We start from the raw sequence: 22,192 nt of genomic DNA, 5'->3' as shown, positions 1-22,192 counted from the left end.
CGTGCTTAAAAAAATAGTTTACGGAATTTGTCTGATCATACTTGCGGCGCTTTTTTTAAGCCCGCAGGTTTACCTGTATCTGGTTCCGAAACTCGCGGATTTTCAAACAGTCATCGCCAATGAAAATACCATCAAGGCCATCAAAAACACTCTTATCGTATCATTTGCGGTCGGGGTCTTATGTCTGATTTTAGGTTTACCACTGGCATGGCTTTTAACCCGCACTAATCTGCCGTTTAAGAAGTTTTTTCGCTCTGGCTTTTGCCTACCCTACGCGATCCCGCCATTTGTCGGCGCCATCGGCTGGATTATTTTAGCAAATCCTACCAGCGGTGTTTTAAACCAATGGCTCGGCCTAAATTTAAATATCTATTCTTACGCAGGCTTGATCTGGGTTGAGACCAGCTTTTTATTTACCTTTGTACTGTTAACTGCTTTAACGGTTTTAGATTCGATGGACTCTTCATTAGAAGAAGCGGCTCGACTTTCTGGTGCCAGCGGCTTACGTGTCTTTATTGATATTGCTTTACCGTTACTGCGCCCGGCGATTATCTCAGGATTTTTATTATCGTTCTTGGCTACCGCTGCAAGTTTTGGCGTGCCTGCCTTGATTGGCGGGCCAGCCAGGATCTATTTAATGACTACACAGATTTACACTTACCAACGCATGGGAACTGCATCTGGTTTACAAATGAGTATCGCGGTGTCAGTGATTTTAGGCATTACGACGCTGATTTTACTCTATGGGACACAATTGTTTTTTGGCAGCAACAAAAACTACACCGTCGGCGGAAAAACAGCCCGCCCGTCGTTAGTGCCTCTGAACAACTGGAAAATTCCGGTTACCGTAGGCTTAAGTATTCTGCTTTTAATTATTTTTATCTTACCGTTATCAGGCGTATTGCTTTCAGCGCTAAGCTCGGTACAGGGTTCTTGGAACCTGTCAGCCCTTACCTTAAATAATTTTGCGCGCGTGCTGTTTCAAACCGAAGAAACCGCACGGGCCCTTCGCCAGTCATTAATGCTGGGTTTTGGTGCGGCTATTATCTGCACCGCATTTGCTTTTATTTTCAATTATTTCAATTACCGCACCAAGTGGCACGGAAGAACTTTAGCTTCGGTGATCGCCAGCCTGCCGTTTTCAACCCCGGGTACGGTTTTAGCGCTGGCCTTTATTCTATCGTTTAGCCAGGGCTTTTTCGGCATCGGCCCTTCGCTGTATAATACGTTATTTTTAATTTTACTAGCCTACGTGGTTAAATACCTGAGTTTAAGTATCAAAACCGTAGGTGATGGCTATCAACAGATTCACCCTTCACTGGAAGAAGCCGCGCGCATCTCAGGTGCCGGTTGGTGGACCATCATGCGCACCATCTATATGCCGTTACTGAAAACTGCCTTGATTGCTTCAATGTTCTTAGTCTTCATGCCGGTGTTAAGTGAACTGACCATGACAATTCTTCTGACTGGCCCGGGTTTAGAAACCATTGGCACACTGATTTTTTCGTTGCAGGAGTATTCCGATATGGGCGGAGGCGGTGCTTCGGTACTGTCAGTGATCGTAGTGGTATTTATTTTGATTCTAAATTTCAGTTTAAAAGTTTTATCTAAAGGCCGTTACGGTTTATAGTGCCGAAGGCATATGGAGTGACTGATGAGTAAAGTTGTTTTTGAAAATGTCGGCAAACAATATCACACCGGACCGATCTCTAACTGGGCTGTTAAAGAAATAAATTTAACTATTGAAAACGGTGAATTCGTTAGCTTCTTAGGCCCTTCAGGCTGTGGCAAAACCACGACTTTACGAATGATTGCAGGCCTTGAAGAAAATTCTCACGGAAAAATTTATTTTGATTCTGATGTGGTCTCAGACCCGCAAAACAAAAGTTTTATGTTACCTGAAAAACGCAATGTCGGTATGGTGTTTCAGTCATACGCTGTCTGGCCACACATGAATGTTTTTGATAACGTCGCCTACCCGCTGAAATTAAAAAAGCTAGCCAAAGAACAGATTAAATCGGACGTTGAACACATTTTAAAGACCGTAGAGCTGGTCGGTTTAGAAAACCGCAAATCCCATGAGCTTTCTGGCGGCCAACAACAGCGCGTGGCTTTAGCACGTGGCCTGGTGATGCGTCCGAGAATTTTGTTATTAGACGAGCCGTTATCGAATTTAGATGCGAAACTGCGCGAGAAAATGCGCAAAGATATCAGAAAAATCCAACAGGATCTAAAGCTTACCATGGTGTATGTGACTCACGACCAAAAAGAAGCTTTTCAGATGAGTGATAAAGTGGTGGTGATGAATCACGGCAAAATCGAACAAATCGGCACACCGGCTGAAATCCAGAAAAACCCGGTCTCAGCATTTGTGGCCGATTTTATCAAATCAGGCGAATAGTTCAGATAAGCTGTTTTGTAAAGCGCGGCTTACTCGCCACACTTTACTTTATCTTCCTCACACTCAAAACCAAACTTAATCACTTCGCTGCATTTTTGCATGGCTTCAGCTTTAGCCTGAGTCATTGATTTTTGCGTCGCTGAAAAAACACCTTTACTGTTGGTTTTGATATAACAAGTCGTTTTTTTAACTTTGTCATCTTTAAGCTCACCGTTTTCAATCTCTAACTCAAAAACACGTTCTTGCAGCTGACGAACTGCTTTTTCCAGACGGTAAATACGTTTTTCTAAATCACGGCGCGAGGATTTCGACTCAGATCCTAAATCGATATAGACAACTTTCTCCCCCTTGTAGCGCCCGCCTTTTACTTCAACATAATCGTCGGCCGCAGTAGCTTGTGCAAACAGTGTTGTTGTTACCAGTGATGTGTAAATTAAACTCTTGAACATAGTTCTATCCTTCCGCGGGTCATCGACACGACCCTGTTAGTAATCATGCTACAGGAAGCAGATTGAGAGCTAATGAAAAAGAACTAAAATTAATTTAATGCGCTAACCGCAGGTAGCGTTAGAAAGCGTTTTGGCCGTATCAAGATTAAAATGCTTTAACCATAGATCAAAGAACTCACGTGGCGAATAAGCCACACCGTGATTTTTGAGAGAGTCAATCTGAGGCGCAGCCACTCCACAGGACTCAACATCGGTAAAAACCGAAATGTCGTTTTGAATATTAATGCTTAAACCGTGTAACGTAATCCCGTTTTTAATCTGCAAACCGCAAAATGCAATTTTTCCATCCTTCGTATAAACACCGGGCTGGTCACACAGATCCGAAGTCGAATCTACGCCGAGTTCTTTAAAAGTATTTTGTGTAGCTGAAAACAACGTCTGCACAAAATTCTTCACCGACAAACCATGTTTTTTTAGATCTACAATGGGATAAATAACCAATTGACCCGGGTTGTGGATAGTTGCCAACCCCCCGCGTGAAACTTTAACCACCGGAGCAGTCCATGGTTTTGCCGTTAAACTCTTGATATCAAGCTTATGCGCACGTACCCCTAAGGTCATGACCAACGGGTGTTCTAACCCAAGAATGTATGTTTTGTTATCGGCTGAAGCTTTGGCGTGATACTGATGCTGCAGCTCTAAGGCAGCGCTAAATTCGACCAATCCTAAATACTGTGCTTCTACACTATTGAAAAACTTCGACACGGTCACTTTCTTTAAATCCAGCACCGGAATGCACTATCGCAACTGCACCGTCATTACCGAAGTAGCTGATGATTTCTAATGTCCCTTTGGTGCGTCCGTCGACTTTTCCTAAATTATAACCCACTTCCGGATCATAAATTTCAGAAGAGTCTTCGACAACTTTCAATAAGTCACCGACCTGAACGCCCGAAATACGCCCAACATTTAAATAGATTTTATCGCCTCGGATATGGGCGATACGGCCTTCCCAGGTCACTTCATCCATGGCCTGCTGAATCTGCTGCGAGAAATCCAAAAAAGCATCTTTAATAAGAATTTCAACTAACTCAGGATTTTTTAAGAAGATCTGATCTTCAGATGCGCGTTCGGCAACACGGGTATTTTTATCTTCAAGAGTCACGGTTTTTACCGTATGAAAAATCTCCTGGCCGGTACGGATACTCTGGATTCTTAAACGCACCACAACTTCGTATGTTGCTTCAACGTTTCTGACTAAGCCAATCTGATCAGCTTTTTTCTGCAACCGCACATCAATGATCTGTCCTTCGATAATCGAGTTAACTCCGGATTTTTGTGAATCTTGGGCTAAACGCTTTAAATCATATTCATCATTTTTAATGTAGTTGTCAGGATTCACCGTTAACTGCTCAGAATCCATGACGATAAATTTTTCACTTAAATTCAGATCGTTAATAAAAGCTTCGCGGGCATTTTTTCTGGCTGTCTCCGGGCGCTTAAGACTTTCTTTATCTAAGAAAGGTAAAACCACTAAACGTTTTTTTAACGCTTTGTCGTCTGAACCGGAACGATAATCAACATCTTTGATTTTACGGCGGATCGCAACTGGCTCATTGGCTTTTGTTTCATCAGTCATCGGCGCCAAGGCGGCACAACCGGTAAATACAAAAACCAATAAATTCAGAGCACTTACATAAGATAAAGCTGACTTTTTCATATGCTTAAATCTTACCTCAAAATCAGATCTCAATAAAGTCTGTGCGACCAAAAACCTGATGAACCTCTTCAAAAAATGCATCCGAGATCTGAATGCGTTTAGGAGCATCTGGCTGCATCTCAACTGTTTTTTCGTTAAGACTTAAGACCAGGCGCACGCTGGTTTCACCCTGGAAGGTATCAAGGATAGTATCTAATTTTTCAAAATCGCTGGGCTCTAGTTTATCCAGTCTAAACGACACACGTTTGGTTTTTTTCATGATCTCATCAAAAGGAGCAATATTATCAACGATAATTTTAGCAGCCCCTTCTTCGACTTCTAAACCGCCACCGATGAGTAATGGTCTTTCATCTTTTAAAAAATGGCCGCATTTTGCAAACGTATCCGGAAAGATCACAAGCTCGGCAGTACCTGTTAAGTCTTCAACTTTGGCAAATGCCATGCGGGTGCCTTTTTTAGTGATCATCTCGCGGTTTTCAATAATCAACCCCGCAATGATCACGCGCTTTTTCGTATCTTTCTGAAAGCGGTTCCATTTACCACTTTCAGCTTTTGCTGCTTGGGCGGCTTTTTCTTCCGGCGAAAGGTCGTGTTTTGGAAGATCTACGATTTCACAGGTCGTCCAAACTTTGGCTAATTTTTCAAAACCGCGCAACGGGTGATCACTTAAATAAAAGCCTAAAACTTCTTTTTCATAAGATAGCGACTGTGTACGTGACCACGGTTTTGCGTCTTCTAATTTGATCGACTGTTTTTCGCCACCTATATCAAAAAGACTTACCTGACCGACGTCTTTATCTTTTTGCGCGCCTACAGCGTAATCGAGATATTTTGTATATCCGGAAAAAAGCTGGGCACGGTGTAAGCCAAAGCCATCAAAAGCCCCGGCCTTGATCATACATTCGATCACTTTTTTATTCACACGGCGTAAATCGACGTTTTCAAAAAATTCATCCAGATTAGCAAACTTTTTATCCGGCTGGCGGTCGCGCGCCTCGATAATTGCATCAACCGCTGCCTGGCCGACACCTTTAATACCGCCAAGTCCGAAGTAAATCTCTTCGCCCTTTACCGAAAACAGGTAATCAGAGAAATTCACGTGCGGAGCTTTTACGACCAAACCGCGCTTTTGCGCATCTTTGACGTACTTAACAACTTTATCCGTGTCACCGACCTCGGTTGATAATAAGGCGGCAAAAAATTCTGCCGGGTAATGGTGTTTTACCCACGCCGTTTGCGCCGTAATTACCGAGTAAGCTGCCGCGTGCGATTTATTAAAACCGTAATCAGCAAACTTATACATCAAATCAAACAGTTCATTTGACTTATCTTTATCATGGCCTCGCTCTAACGCCCCCTTCATGAAGCGTTCGCGGTGTTTATCCATTTCTTCTTTAATCTTTTTACCCATCGCACGACGAAGCATATCCGCTTCGCCTAAGCTGTATCCGGCAATTATAGAAGCGATACCCATAACCTGCTCTTGGTAAACCATAATCCCATAGGTTTCTTCCAAAACCTGTTTGGTATCAGGCAATAGATATTCTACCGGAGCTTCCCCGTGTTTACGCTTGGTAAACTCTGGGATATTCGCCATCGGGCCCGGACGATACAGCGAGGTGATCGCGGTGATGTCGGCAAAGCTTGTCGGCTTGATTTTTCTGGTAGCGTCAGTGATCCCCTCACCCTCGAACTGGAAAACGCCGGCCGTATCCCCACGGGATAAAAGTTCATAGATTTTAGGATCGTTCATCGGAATGTTTTTTTCCAACACTTCCAGCCCACGATTTTGTTTAACAAGCTTTAAAGCATGGTGGATATGAGTTAATGTTTTTAACCCCAAGAAGTCGAACTTAATTAAACCGATTTTCTCGGCATGCTTCATGTCGTACTGAACGACGTTCTCATCATCTGCACCTTTATACATCGGTGCATGTTTAACCAGGCTGCCATCGGCAATAATAACACCCGCGGCATGGATACCCGCGTGACGGACTAAACCTTCAACCTTAAGTGCCAGCTCAACAAGAGTTTGCACGGTCGGATTCATCTCCATCGCTTCACGGATACGCGGCTCGGCGGCCAGGGCATCGGTAAGCGTGATCCCTAATTTATCCGGTATTAATTTTGATACGACATCGACTTCAGCGAAAGTCATACCTAATACACGGCCCACGTCTTTCAGTGCGGCACGTGTTTGTAACTTACCGTAGGTGATAATCTGTGAAACTGATTCTGAGCCGTACTTATCAGTTACGTACTGAATTACTTCTTGGCGGCGGTCCTGACAGAAGTCGATATCAAAATCGGGCATCGAGATACGTTCTGGATTTAAGAAACGCTCAAAAAGCAGAAAATTTGGAATCGGATCTAAATCGGTAATACGCAAACTGTAGGCGACTAAAGAACCCGCACCGGATCCACGACCAGGCCCGACCGGGATATCCCGATTTTTCGCCCAGTTAATGAAATCCTGGACGATTAAGAAGTAACCGTTAAAACCCATGCGATCAATAATCGATAATTCGTACTCTAAACGTTTAAAGTACTCCGGTTTTTTTTCTTCCGGCACTTCGGAGCCCACGTTTTTTAATTCTTCAAAGCGGACTTTTAATCCCTCGGTCGCGTGATACGCGATCTCTTCTTTAACCGTACGCCCTTCAGCGGTCGGAAAACTAGGTAAATGATATATCGCCTTACCAGAATCATCTTTAAGTTTGAATTTAACATTGCAGCGCTCGGTGATCACCTGCGTGTTGGAAATTGCTTCCGGAATATCAGAATACAATTTCGTCATGCTTTCTGTGTTTTTAAAATAAAACTCAGAGCTTCCCAGTTTATAACGGGATTCATCAGACAAAGTTTTATTTGAACCGATACAAACCAAAACTTCCTGGGCAATCTGATCATCTTGCGTGAGATAATGCACATCATTCGAGGCCACGATCGGCACGCTGCAGATTTTAGAAGCCTCTAAAATAAAATTATTAATCGTCTTCTGCTGTTCACTCCCCTGCGGCAGAGTGCGCGACAGTTCTAAATAAAAACGGTCATCAAATAATTCTTTAAGCTTACGAATTTTCGCTAGAGCTGCCTCAGGGCCTTCTTTTAACAGCGTCCCGATCACTTCGCCGCGGGAGGTTCCGCTTAAGCAAATTAAATTTTGTGCGTAGTCTTTTAAAATATCGTAATCAATACGCGGCTTCCAGTAGAAACCTTCTTGGTAGCCGACCGAAGATAATTTACAAAGATTTTGATAGCCTTCCAGATTTTGCGCCAGAAAAACTAAACGCTGTGGTCCTAACGCGATCTCGGAATATTTTGCATTTGGATCTTGTTTTTTCTCCAAACGGGACCCCGGGGCGATATATGCCTCAAGGCCTAGAATTGGTTTTACGTCTTTATCTTTGCAGGCAAAGTAAAATTCGATCGCGCCGAACATGTTACCATAATCAGTTAAAGCCACTGATGGCTGTTGGTATTCAGCCGCCTTTTTTGCGATCGCTTTAACCCGGCACGAGGCCTCTAAAAGAGAATACTCAGAATGGACATGTAAGTGGCTGTAGGACATCCCCTGAATATACTTTTACGAGTGTTATGTTTCAAAACATCCAGCACCTTATGCGGTGTATTATGTAGTTTAAAGTTTATGCACTATTGCAGCTAATCTGCCTGTGATTTAGATTATTAAAGCAGCAATTTTGCTTATCAGGAGACGCCACTTATGAAAATTTATTCGGATATCACCAAAACCATCGGCAATACCCCACTTGTTAAGCTTCAACGCCTTAATCAGGGCTTAAAAGCTGAGCTATTATTAAAGTTAGAATTTTTTAACCCCTTAGGTTCAGTCAAAGATCGCATCGGACTAAATATGATTGAAGGGGCCGAAAGCTCCGGAAAACTTAAACAAGGCATGAAAGTCATCGAACCAACCAGCGGCAATACCGGCATTGCACTGGCTTTTGTTTGCGCGGCCAAAGGTTATCCAATCACGCTGGTGATGCCCGAAACTATGTCGCAAGAACGAAGAACGTTGTTATTACTTTTAGGTGCGCAATTAATTTTAACACCTGGCCCGTTAGGTATGCGCGGAGCCATTGCTAAAGCGATGGAACTTGCCGATAGCGACAAAAACTTCTTTATGCCGCGCCAATTTGAAAACCCCGATAACCCCTCTATACACGAAAAAACGACGGCTCTTGAAATCTGGAGCGACACCGATGGAAAAGTCGACATCGTCGTCTCTGGCATTGGCACCGGCGGCACCATCACCGGCGTTGGAAAAGTTTTAAAACAAAAAAATCCCAACATTAAAATGGTCGCCGTCGAGCCGACAGAAAGCCCGGTGTTAAGCGGCGGAAAACCAGAACCGCACAAGATTCAAGGCATCGGGGCTGGTTTTATCCCGCCGGTTCTAAACACGAAAATCATTGACCGCATTGAACAGGTATCCAGTGAGGAGTCTCTGGCAATGGCGAAAAAAGTGATCAAGACTGAAGGCATCCCGGTCGGTATCAGCTCTGGTGCTGCCATCGCGGTGGGCTTAAAGCTTGCGGCCCTAGAGGAGAACAAGGGTAAAAACATTGTTGTCGTTGTCCCGAGTTATTCGGAAAGATACCTATCAACGTTATTGGCAGATCCCGAACGCTCACAGGCGCAAGCACTGGTGACTACAACCGTTAGCGACGAGTATTTAAAAAAAGTTCCGGTACAAGAAAGTATCTAACTGAAATTTAGGGCTGAATTTTTACGTTAAATGACGGCCTGGTGTAATCAGAACCGCGATGCTTAGCCGGAATAGTCACATCGTTACCATCTCTGATAGCAAAATAATTTGGCGACATAATCTCCACACCGGCTTGATTAAAGCTATCCTGAATGTTTTTATGTAAATCCGAGTACACCTTAGCCATACGATGCGAATGGCGAGTATAGGCATTTAACTCGTAAGCCACATTAAAATCATTCAGTGCCGTCTGCAAAACAAATGACTTTTGTGATTGATCGATATCATCGGTATTCGCGGCAGCATTCAGTAGCAGCTCGTGCACCAACTTCCATGGCACATCATAACCGATGGTGACTGTAGTATTTAAGATAAGGCCTTGATGCTCTGCAGTTGAACTAAAATTGACGATATGACTTCCAAGAACCATCGAATTAGGAATCGTGATGTCGACATTTTTAATAGTTCTGATACGCGTAACCAAAAAGTTTTTTTCAATGACATCACCCTGGGTATCGGAAATCCGCACGCGGTCACCGATTTTAAATGGACGCATATAAGTAATTACAATCCCCGAAATAATATTGGCAATCGACGACCCCGAACCGAAAGAGACAAGTACCCCCAAAAACACCGACAACCCCTGAAATGCCGGCGAACTTGAGCCGGGCAAGTATGGAAAAATCATCACAAGACTGATTGCGTACATAAGTCCGCGCACCAGTGAGAAAGTCGGGGCCGCCCAGTCTTTATGAAAGTTATCAAAACTGATTGTACCGTACTCAATTTCATCAAAAAAGACTTTTACCAATTTTACTAAAAAGCGTGTAAAGATCAGGATTGCAACTATATAAAAAACATTCGGTGCATAACCAATTACAACCGAAAATATCTTCTTAAAAGGTTCGACGATAAATTCAATAATCTGTGGCGCAAATTTGGCAGTCCACGGAAAAAAACTTAAAACTAATGGTATGTAAAAATAAAACAATGTCAGAACAACCAGAAAGCGCAGGCCTTGAAACAAACTTGTTAAAAGCTGTCTAACACGGAAGACCGGTACAACCTGAAATATCTTAGATTGCTTATTGTCCCCCAGTTTCTCTGAAAATGAGATCACCTTGTTTTCAGCAAATCTATAAACACGTGAAGTGATGTTGATTAACAGATACAGAACCAAGCTAGCTAAAACAGTCCAAAGTACCCCTAATAAGATTTTTTCGGGGCTTCGAGAAACGCGGTACTTAATAACCCCTTCACTGATCTTGGCTTTAATGGCTTCCGCCGTGGCCTGCAGATCTTCGCTATCGGTTTTTTTATCCTTTATCGATAGATTAATTAACTTGTTGTCTTTATACTGAACTGTAAAACTATGTTCATCCTCAGCAATAACTTCAAGATTTGCCATATCAGCTGAATAATCTTTCGCCAAATTTTCAATTTTAAGTTCAATATTCTGAATACGCTGTTCAAGGGAGATCGAACCAAAACCACGCGATAAACAGGCTAACTCTTCACTATTAAATTTCACTGGCATACAGATTTGTGCATTGGCCAAACTTGTAAATAACAGAAAAACGATTTGAACGAGAATAAATACTTTAGTCATACTCAGATGCTGAGCGATGACCAGATTAAAATCAACCTAAGATAACGCGTTAAAATATTTAACTATTCCCATTCAATCGTTGCCGGCGGCTTTGATGTAACATCGTAAACCACACGGTTAATGCCCTTAACTTTGTTGGTGATTTCGTTAGAAACTTTTTTCAAAAAGCCTGACGGAAAATCAAACCAGTCAGCAGTCATCCCGTCAATGGAAGTCACGGCTCTTAAGGCCAGAACAGAGTCGTAGGTACGACCGTCTCCCATGACCCCTACGGTTTGCACCGGCAAAATCACGCAGAACGCCTGCCAGATCTGATCATAAAAACCTTCGCGGCGAAGTGCCGAAATGTACACATCATCGGCTTTCTTTAAGATCTCTAGTTTTTCTTTAGTGACTTCGCCAATCACGCGGATACTTAATCCAGGCCCCGGAAACGGATGGCGGCCGATCATCTCTTGCGGAAGTCCAAGCTCTAAACCCAGCTTACGAACCTCGTCTTTAAATAAATAACGAACCGGTTCAACCAGCTTAAGATTCATTTTCTCAGGCAGGCCGCCCACATTGTGATGCGATTTAATCGTGACACTGCCACCAACACTCGACACAGATTCAATGACATCTGGATAAAGTGTGCCCTGGGCCAGGAATTTAATTTTGCCACCGGCGTGTTTTAATTCATCGGCAATCACCTGATCAAACACATCAATAAAAGTTTTACCAATCGCTTTTCGTTTTTTCTCGGGATCAGTCAGATTAGCCAGTGCTGATAAGAATTCTTTTTCTTTATCAACACCATGAACATTAAGACCGATTTTTTTATACTGGCTCAAAACGTTTTCAAATTCATTTAAGCGCAGCAAGCCGTTATTGATAAAAACACAGTGCACCCGCTCGGCACCTAAAACCTTGGTTAAAAGTGTAGCCACTACACTTGAATCCACCCCGCCCGAAAGCGCACACAGCACATGATCTGTGGGACCCACAGTTTTCAAAACCATGTCTGTGCATTCACTGACTAATGACTTTGCATTCCAGTCGGCTTTAACTTTAAAGTTTTCTAAGAAAGCCTGTAAAATTTCTTTACCATATTCAGAATGCGAAACTTCAGGATGGTATTGCAAAGCCCAGTATCGGTCAGAGTAAAATCCGGCAATGTGATCTTCAGTGCTACACAAAAGCTCGGCACCAGAAGGGATCTTTGTGACCACATCGCCGTGACTCATCCACACGTTAACTTTGTTTGGGATATTATTAAAAGATTTTTTAAACGAAACCGGCTTATGGCCGTACTCGCGGTGCTTTGCTGATTCAACCGCGCCTCCCATCTGGTGAGCCAACAGCTGCATGCCGTAACAGATCCCCAAAACCGGAGCGACTTCTAAAACTTCTTTAACATCTTTGGTCGGCGATTCTTTTTCATAAACCGAAAAAGGGCCGCCACTTAAGATAATTGCATCGGGTTTAAAAAGTTTAATTTCTGCAATGTCTGTTTGGTAACTTTTTATTTCGCTGTAATAACCGAGTTCACGTAATCTGCGGGCGATTAACATCGTCACTTGTGAACCAAAATCTAAAATCAATACTTTTGAGTGCTGTAACATAATTTAACATTATTCCATTCTGTAATTCGGAGCTTCTTTAGTGATACTAACATCATGAACATGCGATTCTTTAAGACCAGAACTTGTGATCTGAACAAACTGAGCCTTTGCCTGCAATTCTTCAATGTTTCTCGCACCCAGGTAACCCATACCTGATTTTAAACCACCTACAAGTTGATGAATGATACCGCTGGCACTTCCTTTGTAAGGAACTTTTCCTTCGATACCTTCTGGTACCAGTTTATCTTCTTCAGCTGTATCCATCTGGCCATACCGGTCTTTTGAACCCTGAGCCATGGCTCCCAATGAACCCATACCACGATAAACTTTATATGTACGGCCCTGGTACAATACCGTTTCACCCGGTGATTCTTCGGCGCCGGCTAAAAGATTTCCGATCATGACCGAGTTTGCACCTAAGGCTAAGGCTTTAGTGACGTCTCCTGAATATTTAATACCGCCATCGGCAATGATTGTTTTACCTAATTTTTTTGCTACCGCAGAACATTTCATCACCGCAGAAATTTGCGGCATACCGACGCCGGCCACTACACGTGTTGTACAGATGCTGCCGGGACCAACACCGACTTTCACAACATCAGCACCACATTCAATTAAAACTTTTGTAGCTTCTTCTGTTACGACATTGCCGGCAACAAGAACCACGTCTTTATATTTACTGCGAACATATTTAACCATTTCAATCACGTTTTTTGAATGTCCATGGGCTGTATCAACACAAAGCACGTCGACTTTACTTGCGATCAAAGCATCTACGCGGTCTGTGCTTCCCTGCCCTACGCCAACTGCCGCACCCGTAATAAGACGGCCTTGCGTATCTTTGGTTGATTGCGGAAAGGCCTTTGATTTTTCGATATCTTTGATGGTGATTAATCCCTTTAACACACCTTCTTTATTCACAACCGGCAATTTTTCGATACGGTGTTTTTGTAAGATTTTTTTTGCGTCTTCTAAGGTAGTTCCTTCAGGAGCAGTCACTAAATTTTCTTTTGTCATGATGTTTTTAATCGGCTGATTGACATTGTTTTCAAAACGTAAATCGCGATTAGTCAGGATTCCGACAAGCTTGCCTTGGCTGGTGATAGGAACCCCTGAGATCGAATACTTGGCCATCATCTGTAAGGCTTCAGAAACATAATGATCCGGCGAAAGAGTGATCGGATCTTGAATCATACCTGATTCATATTTTTTAACTTTCTCAACTTGAAAAGCCTGATCTTCAATTGACATATTTTTATGGATAATGCCTAAGCCACCGTTTTGAGCCATGATTCTGGCAATACGATGTTCGGTCACAGTATCCATTGCGGCAGAGATCACCGGTGCGTTTAAAAATATATCTTTAGCAAAATGACTTTTAGGAACAACTTCAGTGGGAACCACTTCAGAAAATTGTGGAACCAATAAAATATCATCGAAGGTTAATGCTAGGTCGAAAGGTCTGGTTGACATGATTTGAGTACCCCTACTGTCAAGGTTGCGCATCCGGTAGCGGATGCATTTACTGTACTCAAAATTCTATCAATACCAGCTTTTATAGAGCAAATAATTATCCGCTGACTGGTCGAGGAACCTGATTTCTTCTGAGGTGAGTCGACGTTTAAACACCGCAGGGCGCCCCACAATTAAAGAATAGGGCTCAAATTTCTTACCCTCAGTGACTAAACTTCCAGCACCGACAACCGAATGTTCACCGATTTCGGCACCATCCATCACAATCGAACCCATACCGATTAAACACTTACGGCCGATAGTACAGCCATGCAGAATCACGTTATGACCAATCGTTACCCGCTCGGCAATTTTACAAGCAAACTTACCGTAGGTACCATGCAAGACCGAACCGTCTTGAATATTGGTCTCGGCCCCGATCGTGATCGGCATGACATCACCGCGGATTGTAACATTATACCAAACAGAGGCATGATTACCTAAAACCACATCGCCGATAATACGGGCGTTATCAGCGACAAAAACATCCTCACCTAAGATTGGTTTTTTACCACGCGCTTCGACGATCATTAGTGAAGAAGTTCCTTTTTAACCGCAACATTACGCTGCTGCATAACGATGTGGGCCGTTTCATCCATTGAGCTGGTCGACATAATTTTTGACTTCTGAATAAAAGATCTGGTCGCAAAAAACGGAACCTTTAAATGCAGACATAAACTCATCGCCTCATCAGCGCGAACTTTTATGCTTTGGTATCTGGGATGACCGTTCATGAAAATGCGTACGTACTGGTGGTTACCGGTAATTTCGATAAACACACAGCGTTCAATCTTAATATCCAGGCTTTGCAGTAACTTTTCTAAAAAAGCATGCGGCGTCGTCGCTATCTGAGTTTGATTAGATTGCGAAAGTGTAACACCGGCTTCAATCTGCGTAACGGCAACCGGCAATGTGTGCTCACCGAGCGCGTCTTTTAAAATTAAAAACGGACGTGACGTGTTGTTATCCAGGCTTAAACCGTACGGCTTTAATTCAACTAAATCATCATCATCGAAATTAAATTTTTCGTCCTGCTGAGAGTTAAATAAAAAATCTGCCTTAAGCTGATAATCTACAACCATTACTGAACCTGTTGCATTCCTGCGGCTGAGCCGACAAGCTCCCCGCGAAGTACGTTCGGTGTTGAAGTCATGATACGCACCGGAACAGTTTTACCGATTAACTCTTTAGAGCCTAAGAAATACACTGATTTATTCTGCGTGCTGCGGCCGAAGGCTTTACCTTGCTCGTTAACACTTTCGACAAGCACGTTTAAAGTCTGGCCGGTGTATTTGGCCACCAATTCAAATGCTAATTTATCATGAACATCGAATAAGTGGTTTAAACGGCGGTTTTTAACTTCTTCAGCCACCTGGTCTTCGAATTTAGCCGCTTTTGTAAAAGGGCGTGGCGAATACATAAAAGCAAAAATGGTTTCATAACCAATTTCTTCAACCATTCGAACTGTATCATTAAAATCTTCTTCAGTTTCGCCCGGAAAACCAACGATAATATCAGTTGAGAGAACTAAATTCGGGATGATTTTTTTCATCTGGTTGATCTTAGCAATATACTCTTCACGCGTATAATTACGGTTCATACGATCTAAAATCTTGGTGCTGCCAGACTGAAACGGAAGGTGAACATATTCACAGATTTTATCCTGATGATCAGCCATCACATGCATAAGCTTTTCATTAAAATCTTTAGGGTGTGATGTTGTGTACCGGATACGCTCAATGTCAGTCTCGAGCGCAACTTTTTTAAGTAGATCAGCAAAGTCATGACCATCTTCAGATTTGTATGAATTTACATTCTGGCCAAGAAGAGTAACTTCTTTTACACCACGCTGGATCAGCGTGCGCACATCTAAAAGAATATGCGACAACGGGCGTGATTTTTCACGGCCACGAGTGTACGGAACGATACAGAACGTACAGAAATTATCGCAGCCTTTAGTGATGTTTACAAAAGTAGAAACTCCCGGATTACGAACCAAAGTTTCAACGTGATAAGGAGCACGGTGTTCAAATTTTGCATTCACCGCTTTAGTGCCGGTCTCAAAGACCTGTGAAACTAAGTTCGGCAGATTATCGATATTGTCTGTTCCGAAAACGAAATCGATTAACGGTTGATTTTTGATGAGATTATCTTTTTCCTGCTGGCCGACACAACCGCCGACACCGATTTTTAAGCCAGGGTTTTTCTCTTTTAATTTTTTAAAAGTACCGACTTCTGAATAAACTTTGTGAACCGGTTTTTCACGTACTGAACAGGCATTGATGATGATCAAAGAGGCCTCTTCCGGAGTTTGCACCGGAGAAAAATTAGCCATCTCTAAAAGAGTGTGCATTCTTTCTGTGTCATTCACATTCATCTGACAGCCGTATGTAGAAATATAAACGCCGCGACCTAAACCCACATCATTGTTTAAGTAGTTCTTTGGGATATTGATTGAATTATCTTGTGTCGTGACATTGACATCCGTCATTGCGAGCTCATCCTTTTTAGGTTATGAAACGTAAGACAAGAGGTATAAAAAACCTCTCTGTCACAGTCAAACAATGATCGACTACCGTGTAGTAAAGAGCTTGTTTACAAGAATAGGATTAGTGCATGAACCCACGTTATAAAATCAGCCAAAAATGGACCGCTTTCCCTCAGGAGTTTAGCGAGCAAATCAGATCAGTTTTTGTGCAGAATTTCGAAAAACAGCTGGGAAAAACCATGAGCCTATCAGTCGACGGCCGCATTTATCAGAAAGAAATAACGCTACGCATCGGGCTTCACTCTAAAGGCGAACTTAAGCATTTTAACTTTGAAGCTTCGGTAGATCTGCCGCCAAATCCGGCAAAAGACGAAAACAAGGTTTTTGAAACGATTTCGATCGCTGTAGATGCGCTGGCCTCACTGGTTGCCGAGTACTTTGAAAACAATCAGGATCTGGAGCTTCCGTACACATGGACTGAGACCAACTTTGACGGCAAAAAAGTTTGGATCCAGCACTCGACCGAAAACCCAGACCTTGAGGCTGAAGCCAACAAGCTATTAGGTCTGGCTGATGACGAAGGCGTTCTAAAAAATGCTGACGACGAAAAATCCAGCGACATTTTAGACGCTACCGAAGAAGAATTCGACGAATTTGCCGAAGGCTTAGGTCAAGAACCGCAAATGTTCAAAAAAAAGAAAAAGGATGATTTACACTAGCTAAATTATCAGTCACCATTGTTGTATGGCTGAAGTCCGTGAGATTCCAAAAGACACCGTGCTTTTTTACGAGGGAGAAATCCCAGACAACATGTACGTCGTCAAAAAAGGCGGCTTTGACATCATCAAAAAAATCGAAGGCAAAGACGTAAAAGTCAGCGAAGCTAAAGATGGTCAACTGATCGGCGAAATGGCGCTATTCGATTTAAAACCAAGATCCGCGACCATCAAAGCCAACCAGGACTCTGTCGTGGTGGTGCTACCGTACGTAAACCTTCTCGAGCAGTTAGATAAATTACCGGCGTGGGTAAAAATTGTCATGCGTACGCTATCTGACAACTTACGCAAAACGACCGAACAACTGTCGAAGAAATAATTTTGATTTAAAGTTTAGATATAAAAAAAAAGGAAGCTTAAAGCTTCCTTTTTTTTACTAATAATCCCCGTCTTCATCCATGCTTGGCGCTTCGCCAATACCCCGGATTTCATCGGCAAAGCTTTGTGTTTCTTCGTCGCTGCCGTCGATTTCGTTAAGTGCCGACTCGTCGATCTCAAGTTCTTGGATCGCTGATAAAAATTCTTTCTCAGACTTAAGATCTTTCTTGATCATTTCTAAGAACTTATCCGGATAACGTGATGTTAAATCCTCAACATATTTCTCTAGTTTGCCATCTTGTAAGATAGCTTTTCTGATCTGAATTCGCTTCCAAAGTAATAAATAATGGTACCGGCAGTAACCTTCAACATTGGCGACCTGGTCACAATCACGCACGCGGCATAAGCGACGGCCTTCAGAATCAGTCAGATAAATCTCTTCATCCTTCTGCTCTTCTTCTTCTTCATCCAAGACATCTAGGTTTTCTTCTTCATCAACTTCTTCGACGTCTTTTAAATCGTCTTCATAGTCAGAGATTTCTGAATCGCCGAAATTATCATCAAACGAAAAATCATCATCATCGTCAGTCGTTTTTTTCTCAGCTTTTTTTGATTTAGTTTTAAGCTTAGCGTCAGCCTTAGTCGGTTTAACGCTCTCAGCCACTACCGCTTTGGTTTCAACTTTTTTCGGAGCTTCGGCCTTCTTAACAACAGTTTTAGCCTCTTTTTTAAGAACAACTTTCGCTTTAGCTGCAGGCTTGGCTGCCGCTTTAGCGGCTACTTTTGCCTGAACTTTGGCTTTTACTACAGTTTTTGCTGCAGGTTTAGCCTTCGCAACGGGTTTAGCCGCTACTTTTGCTTTAATTTTAGACGCAATCTTTTTAACTATCGATTTAGCCACCGAGTACTCCTGATGAATATACAAAATAGCGTTGCGACATATTCTAAAACCTGTCAACGGGTTTTATTTTAATTTTTTTTCAGGGCTGTGTTAGAATCGCCGGATGCCGAGGAAACGAAGGTTAACTTCGCCCTCAAAATTTACTTAAATTCAAATTTTAACAAAGGAATGTCGGGTTAACCCCAGAGGTATAAAATGGAAAAAATCGTCATCGTATCTGCACAAAGAACTCCGGTAGGAAGCTTTCAAGGTCAACTATCTACACTGGCCGCTCCCCGTTTAGGCGCCATCGCCATCAAATCAGCATTAGATAAAGCTAATGTAAAACCGACCGAAGTTGATGAAGTTATCATGGGTCAGGTTTTAACTGCTGGTGTTGGTCAGGCTCCTGCGCGTCAGGCAGCGATCTATGCCGGCATTACAAACTCTGCCGTTTGTATGACGATCAACAAAGTTTGCGGATCGGGGTTAAAAGCCGTGATGTTAGCGGCCGATTCCTTACGTTTAGGACATACAACGATTGCCGTAGCCGGTGGTCAGGAAAACATGTCGCTAGCTCCGCACTTATTAGAAAATTCTCGTAACGGTTACCGCATGGGCGCAGTACAGATGATCGACTCAATGATCAAAGACGGCCTTTGGGATCCATATAATAACTTTCACATGGGTAATGCCGCTGAAATCTGCTCACGTGAATTTTCTTTCTCTCGCGAAGCCCAGGATGCATTTGCTATTGATTCCTATAAAAAAGCCCAGGCCTCTACGGCTGCCGGCCATTTCAAAAACGAAATCGCTGAGGTCACAATCGAAGGCAAAAAAGGCAATGTAACTTTTGCTGCAGACGAAGAACCAACTAAGGCGATGTTTGATAAAATGCCGGGTCTAAAACCGGCGTTTGAAAAAGACGGCACCATCACTGCGGCTAACGCTTCAAAAATCAATGACGGTGCGGCCGCTGTGGTTTTAATGACTGAAACTGAAGCTAAAAAACGCGGTTTAAAACCACTTGCTACGATCGTATCACAGGCAACTTTTGCACAGGAGCCTAAGTACTTTACAACAGCTCCGGTTGGCGCGATTAAAAAATCGCTGCAACTTGCTTCATTAAACGTAAATGATATTGATTTATATGAAATCAACGAAGCGTTTGCTAACGTTACCATGGCCGCCCAGAAATCATTAGAAATTCCGATGGAAAAAATCAATGTGCACGGTGGTGCAATTGCTATCGGTCACCCGATCGGCGGTTCTGGCGCGCGTATCTTAACAACGTTAGTTCACGGCTTACACACCCGTAATGCCAAACGCGGCTTAGCTACTTTATGTATCGGTGGCGGCGAAGCGGTTTCTGTAATTGTTGAGAAATACAACTAAAAATAAATTAGCCTGGGGATATTATGTCATCTAAAGTTTATGCTAATGCAAAAGAGGCCTTAAAAGGTGTTGCCGACCACATGACCTACTTAGTCGGTGGTTTTGGCCTTTGCGGTATTCCGGAAAACTGTATCGAAGCCCTGCGCGATTCAGGCGTTAAGGGCATCACCTGCGTATCTAACAACGCCGGCGTTGATGATTTCGGTTTAGGTTTATTATTGCAAACCCGCCAGATCAAAAAAATGATGTCTTCCTACGTTGGCGAAAACGCGACGTTTGAAAAACAATTTATGTCTGGCGAATTAGAATTGGAATTTTGCCCGCAAGGCACATTAGCTGAGCGTTTACGTGCCGGAGGAGCCGGGATTCCTGCGTTTTACACGCCAACCGGTGTCGGCACTAAAATCGCCGAAGGCAAAGAAGTGCGCAATTTTGAAGGCCGCGACTACGTTTTAGAAAAAGGTATCGTTGGTGATTTTGCCTTTGTTAAAGCCTGGAAAGGCGACAAGTTCGGAAATCTGGTCTACAGAAAAACAGCTCGTAACTTTAACCCGATGATTGCAACAGCTGGTAAAATCACGGTCGCTGAAGTTGAAGAATTAGTTGAAGTTGGCGAATTAGACCCGGATCAAATCCATACTCCCGGTGTTTATGTGCAACGAATCTTCAAAAGTACAAATCTGCAAAAACGCATCGAACAGCGTACGGTAAGAAAAGGTTAATCACATGCCATTAAGTAAAGAACAAATTGCTCAACGTATTTCCCAGGAAGTTCAAGATGGCTACACAGTTAATCTTGGAATCGGTATTCCTACTTTAGTGGTGAATTACATCCCCGCTTCTAAAACTGTTATGTTTCAGAGCGAAAATGGATTACTCGGCATGGGGCCGTTCCCTTTAGAAGGCACCGAAGATCCTGATCTAATCAACGCCGGCAAACAAACAGTGACAGCACTTAAGGGGGCCAGTTTCTTTTCTTCAGCTGACAGTTTCGCGATGATTCGCGGCGGTCACATTGACTTAACGGTATTAGGTGCAATGGAAGTCGACGAGACTGGTTCGATCGCTAACTGGATGGTTCCCGGAAAAATGGTTAAAGGTATGGGCGGCGCAATGGATTTAGTTGCGGGCGCAAAAAACGTGATCGTAGCCATGCAACACACGGACAAAGAAGGTAATTCAAAACTTCGCACCAAGTGTACGCTGCCACTAACGGGCGTGAATTGTATTAAAAAGATCGTTTCTGATTATGGTGTCATCGACATTACTGAAAACGGTTTTGTCCTCCGTGAATACGCACCTGATTTAACACCAGAAGCAGTCTTAAAAGCGACCGAAGGTAAAATGACGATCGCTCCCGATTGTAAACCGATGTCGTTTTAATGGGTGCGAATTATGCTCATCGGCCTGGCTATGATGGTTTATAGTTATTTCACCTCTTCCCCGGTGGCCGACTGGGGAATTGGTATCAGCCTTTCAGCTCTAGCCTATCTCTTCTGGGCCTGAACACGAGCAAAAACTCGAGTAGAAATTTCACTAAATTTCCCTAAATGAACAATTTTGCGGCTAGTGCCACTCTGGCTTTTTTTAACTTGGCCTTGTGCTTGCTTAGTCATTCTGCGTACGAACCACTTTACGGAGATTATTAAAAAATGAAAACAGTTCTTATCGGATTATTACTTTTATCAGTTAAAGCATTTGCCCAGGTACCACCATCTGCAGCGGTTACAGGTGTACGTATTGACGGATCTGGTTGTGATGCCAGTTCAGCAAATGCCGTGATCACTTCTGACTTAAACTATCTAAGCGTGTTGTATGATCGTTTTTCAGTAGAGTTAGGTAAAGGCACGGCCAATCCCGGCGATTCTAATGACGAAAAAAATTGTTCTATCATCGTCGATATCAATGTTCCTCACGGCTGGGCTTTTGATTTTGAGCAAGTTGATTACCGAGGTTTTGTCGAAGTTACAAACACAGGTGCTGTTGCATACCAATTTATCAAAGCAGAAATTGAAGGCGGCAAAGCGTTTGGTTTTGAACAAAAATTATTTAAAGGTCCTATCAATAAAGATTACGTCGTTTCGGTCAGAAACCAGGCTCCCGGCGTTTTAGGAAGCTTTGGCAATATCGGTAAAATCGGCAGCACGATAGCTTGTTTAGCCGGCGGTCAGAATATCCGTGTAAAAATCAAATCACAAATTGGCGTTAAAAGTTTAATCAAATTCTTAAAACCAAGAGCGCGCCTGGTGATCGATTCAACAGACGCAGCTTTCGGTCAAAGACTAAAATTTAAATGGAGACGTTGCGGTTAAGG

The 22,192-nt window shown here is 42.9% G+C and carries 20 protein-coding genes; 9 read left to right on the top strand and 11 right to left on the bottom strand.

Features of this window, described 5'->3' with window-relative positions; genetic code table 11:
• Window position 1: 1 nt before the first annotated feature.
• Together AC04MM_RS08440 and AC04MM_RS08435 are read left to right on the top strand one after the other, a co-directional pair.
• Complete coding sequence (locus AC04MM_RS08440) at window positions 2-1,630, top strand: ABC transporter permease (protein ID WP_475379907.1); 1,629 nt, start codon at window positions 2-4, stop codon at window positions 1,628-1,630.
• A 24-nt stretch (window positions 1,631-1,654) separates the two neighbouring features.
• On the top strand, window positions 1,655-2,401 hold the full coding sequence (locus tag AC04MM_RS08435) for an ABC transporter ATP-binding protein (RefSeq protein WP_475379906.1): 747 nt from the start codon (window positions 1,655-1,657) through the stop codon (window positions 2,399-2,401).
• Window positions 2,402-2,430: 29 nt separating this feature from the next.
• Here AC04MM_RS08435 and AC04MM_RS08430 read toward each other — a convergent pair whose 3' ends face one another.
• The 4 genes from AC04MM_RS08430 to dnaE form a co-directional block, all read right to left on the bottom strand.
• Window positions 2,431-2,850 (bottom strand): hypothetical protein, encoded by a 420-nt coding sequence (locus AC04MM_RS08430; RefSeq protein WP_475379905.1) that lies wholly within the window; start codon window positions 2,848-2,850, stop codon window positions 2,431-2,433.
• Window positions 2,851-2,952: 102 nt separating this feature from the next.
• Entirely contained in the window at window positions 2,953-3,615 is a 663-nt protein-coding gene (gene lipB / locus AC04MM_RS08425; RefSeq protein ID WP_475379904.1) for a lipoyl(octanoyl) transferase LipB, read from the bottom strand.
• Window positions 3,596-4,570, bottom strand: a complete 975-nt coding sequence (locus tag AC04MM_RS08420) for a hypothetical protein (protein ID WP_475379903.1) — start codon at window positions 4,568-4,570, stop codon at window positions 3,596-3,598. The genes lipB and AC04MM_RS08420 overlap by 20 nt, the downstream gene beginning before the upstream one ends.
• Before the next feature lie 22 nt (window positions 4,571-4,592).
• Window positions 4,593-8,141: a DNA polymerase III subunit alpha gene (gene dnaE / locus AC04MM_RS08415; protein WP_475379902.1), complete on the bottom strand. Its 3,549-nt coding sequence runs from the start codon at window positions 8,139-8,141 to the stop codon at window positions 4,593-4,595.
• Window positions 8,142-8,294: 153 nt separating this feature from the next.
• Between dnaE and cysK the strand changes: the two genes are divergently transcribed.
• Entirely contained in the window at window positions 8,295-9,299 is a 1,005-nt protein-coding gene (gene cysK / locus AC04MM_RS08410) for a cysteine synthase A (protein ID WP_475379901.1), read from the top strand.
• A 7-nt stretch (window positions 9,300-9,306) separates the two neighbouring features.
• On the opposite strand, the gene AC04MM_RS08405 is transcribed toward cysK, so the two are convergent.
• The 6 genes from AC04MM_RS08405 to miaB all read right to left on the bottom strand — a co-directional run bounded on the left by AC04MM_RS08405 (window position 9,307) and on the right by miaB (window position 16,512).
• Window positions 9,307-10,908, bottom strand: a complete 1,602-nt coding sequence (locus AC04MM_RS08405) for a mechanosensitive ion channel family protein (RefSeq protein ID WP_475379900.1) — start codon at window positions 10,906-10,908, stop codon at window positions 9,307-9,309.
• Between the two features lie 62 nt (window positions 10,909-10,970).
• Window positions 10,971-12,509, bottom strand: a complete 1,539-nt coding sequence (gene guaA / locus AC04MM_RS08400; RefSeq protein WP_475379899.1) for a glutamine-hydrolyzing GMP synthase — start codon at window positions 12,507-12,509, stop codon at window positions 10,971-10,973.
• Window positions 12,510-12,518: 9 nt separating this feature from the next.
• Window positions 12,519-13,982, bottom strand: coding sequence for an IMP dehydrogenase (gene guaB / locus AC04MM_RS08395; RefSeq protein ID WP_475379898.1), 1,464 nt, complete (start codon window positions 13,980-13,982; stop codon window positions 12,519-12,521).
• 69 nt (window positions 13,983-14,051) lie between these two features.
• Window positions 14,052-14,552 (bottom strand): gamma carbonic anhydrase family protein, encoded by a 501-nt coding sequence (locus AC04MM_RS08390; RefSeq protein ID WP_475379897.1) that lies wholly within the window; start codon window positions 14,550-14,552, stop codon window positions 14,052-14,054.
• Window positions 14,552-15,103, bottom strand: coding sequence for a bifunctional nuclease family protein (locus AC04MM_RS08385; RefSeq protein WP_475379896.1), 552 nt, complete (start codon window positions 15,101-15,103; stop codon window positions 14,552-14,554). The genes AC04MM_RS08390 and AC04MM_RS08385 overlap by 1 nt, the downstream gene beginning before the upstream one ends.
• A complete protein-coding gene (gene miaB, locus AC04MM_RS08380; protein ID WP_475379895.1) occupies window positions 15,103-16,512 on the bottom strand; it encodes a tRNA (N6-isopentenyl adenosine(37)-C2)-methylthiotransferase MiaB in 1,410 nt (469 codons plus the stop codon). Before miaB ends, AC04MM_RS08385 begins: the two co-directional genes overlap by 1 nt.
• A gap of 125 nt (window positions 16,513-16,637) precedes the next feature.
• Here miaB and AC04MM_RS08375 point away from each other — a divergent pair, with 125 nt between their 5' ends.
• Together AC04MM_RS08375 and AC04MM_RS08370 are read left to right on the top strand one after the other, a co-directional pair.
• Window positions 16,638-17,228 (top strand): hypothetical protein, encoded by a 591-nt coding sequence (locus AC04MM_RS08375; RefSeq protein ID WP_475379894.1) that lies wholly within the window; start codon window positions 16,638-16,640, stop codon window positions 17,226-17,228.
• A gap of 25 nt (window positions 17,229-17,253) precedes the next feature.
• Window positions 17,254-17,604: a Crp/Fnr family transcriptional regulator gene (locus AC04MM_RS08370; RefSeq protein WP_475379893.1), complete on the top strand. Its 351-nt coding sequence runs from the start codon at window positions 17,254-17,256 to the stop codon at window positions 17,602-17,604.
• 57 nt (window positions 17,605-17,661) lie between these two features.
• Here AC04MM_RS08370 and AC04MM_RS08365 read toward each other — a convergent pair whose 3' ends face one another.
• The gene (locus AC04MM_RS08365; RefSeq protein ID WP_475379892.1) at window positions 17,662-18,504 is read right to left on the bottom strand and encodes a hypothetical protein; all 843 of its coding nucleotides are present in this window, start codon (window positions 18,502-18,504) and stop codon (window positions 17,662-17,664) included.
• A 195-nt stretch (window positions 18,505-18,699) separates the two neighbouring features.
• Here AC04MM_RS08365 and AC04MM_RS08360 point away from each other — a divergent pair, with 195 nt between their 5' ends.
• The 4 genes from AC04MM_RS08360 (at window position 18,700) to AC04MM_RS08345 (ending at window position 22,190) form a co-directional block, all read left to right on the top strand.
• Complete coding sequence (locus AC04MM_RS08360) at window positions 18,700-19,878, top strand: acetyl-CoA C-acetyltransferase (RefSeq protein WP_475379891.1); 1,179 nt, start codon at window positions 18,700-18,702, stop codon at window positions 19,876-19,878.
• 23 nt (window positions 19,879-19,901) lie between these two features.
• Complete coding sequence (locus AC04MM_RS08355) at window positions 19,902-20,600, top strand: CoA transferase subunit A (RefSeq protein WP_475379890.1); 699 nt, start codon at window positions 19,902-19,904, stop codon at window positions 20,598-20,600.
• Between the two features lie 4 nt (window positions 20,601-20,604).
• The gene (locus tag AC04MM_RS08350; RefSeq protein WP_475379889.1) at window positions 20,605-21,261 is read left to right on the top strand and encodes a CoA transferase subunit B; all 657 of its coding nucleotides are present in this window, start codon (window positions 20,605-20,607) and stop codon (window positions 21,259-21,261) included.
• A gap of 269 nt (window positions 21,262-21,530) precedes the next feature.
• On the top strand, window positions 21,531-22,190 hold the full coding sequence (locus AC04MM_RS08345) for a DUF4360 domain-containing protein (RefSeq protein ID WP_475379888.1): 660 nt from the start codon (window positions 21,531-21,533) through the stop codon (window positions 22,188-22,190).
• The last annotated feature ends 2 nt before the right edge of the window (window positions 22,191-22,192 follow it).

Source organism: Bdellovibrio sp. SBM16, from assembly GCF_056175625.1.
The sequence above is the reverse complement of the archived record's forward strand: the minus strand, read 5'-3'. Positions and strand labels throughout refer to the sequence as shown.

What these genes read in the sequence shown, in the direction of transcription:
- AC04MM_RS08435 (WP_475379906.1), top strand. Translation starts at nt 1,655, where the DNA reads ATGAGTAAAGTTGTTTTTGAAAATGTCGGCAAACAATATCACACCGGA.
- AC04MM_RS08430 (WP_475379905.1), bottom strand. Translation starts at nt 2,850, where the DNA reads ATGTTCAAGAGTTTAATTTACACATCACTGGTAACAACAACACTGTTT.
- AC04MM_RS08420 (WP_475379903.1), bottom strand. Translation starts at nt 4,570, where the DNA reads ATGAAAAAGTCAGCTTTATCTTATGTAAGTGCTCTGAATTTATTGGTT.
- dnaE (WP_475379902.1), bottom strand. Translation starts at nt 8,141, where the DNA reads ATGTCCTACAGCCACTTACATGTCCATTCTGAGTATTCTCTTTTAGAG.
- cysK (WP_475379901.1), top strand. Translation starts at nt 8,295, where the DNA reads ATGAAAATTTATTCGGATATCACCAAAACCATCGGCAATACCCCACTT.
- AC04MM_RS08405 (WP_475379900.1), bottom strand. Translation starts at nt 10,908, where the DNA reads ATGACTAAAGTATTTATTCTCGTTCAAATCGTTTTTCTGTTATTTACA.
- guaA (WP_475379899.1), bottom strand. Translation starts at nt 12,509, where the DNA reads ATGTTACAGCACTCAAAAGTATTGATTTTAGATTTTGGTTCACAAGTG.
- guaB (WP_475379898.1), bottom strand. Translation starts at nt 13,982, where the DNA reads ATGTCAACCAGACCTTTCGACCTAGCATTAACCTTCGATGATATTTTA.
- AC04MM_RS08390 (WP_475379897.1), bottom strand. Translation starts at nt 14,552, where the DNA reads ATGATCGTCGAAGCGCGTGGTAAAAAACCAATCTTAGGTGAGGATGTT.
- AC04MM_RS08385 (WP_475379896.1), bottom strand. Translation starts at nt 15,103, where the DNA reads ATGGTTGTAGATTATCAGCTTAAGGCAGATTTTTTATTTAACTCTCAG.
- miaB (WP_475379895.1), bottom strand. Translation starts at nt 16,512, where the DNA reads ATGACGGATGTCAATGTCACGACACAAGATAATTCAATCAATATCCCA.
- AC04MM_RS08375 (WP_475379894.1), top strand. Translation starts at nt 16,638, where the DNA reads ATGAACCCACGTTATAAAATCAGCCAAAAATGGACCGCTTTCCCTCAG.
- AC04MM_RS08370 (WP_475379893.1), top strand. Translation starts at nt 17,254, where the DNA reads ATGGCTGAAGTCCGTGAGATTCCAAAAGACACCGTGCTTTTTTACGAG.
- AC04MM_RS08360 (WP_475379891.1), top strand. Translation starts at nt 18,700, where the DNA reads ATGGAAAAAATCGTCATCGTATCTGCACAAAGAACTCCGGTAGGAAGC.
- AC04MM_RS08355 (WP_475379890.1), top strand. Translation starts at nt 19,902, where the DNA reads ATGTCATCTAAAGTTTATGCTAATGCAAAAGAGGCCTTAAAAGGTGTT.
- AC04MM_RS08350 (WP_475379889.1), top strand. Translation starts at nt 20,605, where the DNA reads ATGCCATTAAGTAAAGAACAAATTGCTCAACGTATTTCCCAGGAAGTT.
- AC04MM_RS08345 (WP_475379888.1), top strand. Translation starts at nt 21,531, where the DNA reads ATGAAAACAGTTCTTATCGGATTATTACTTTTATCAGTTAAAGCATTT.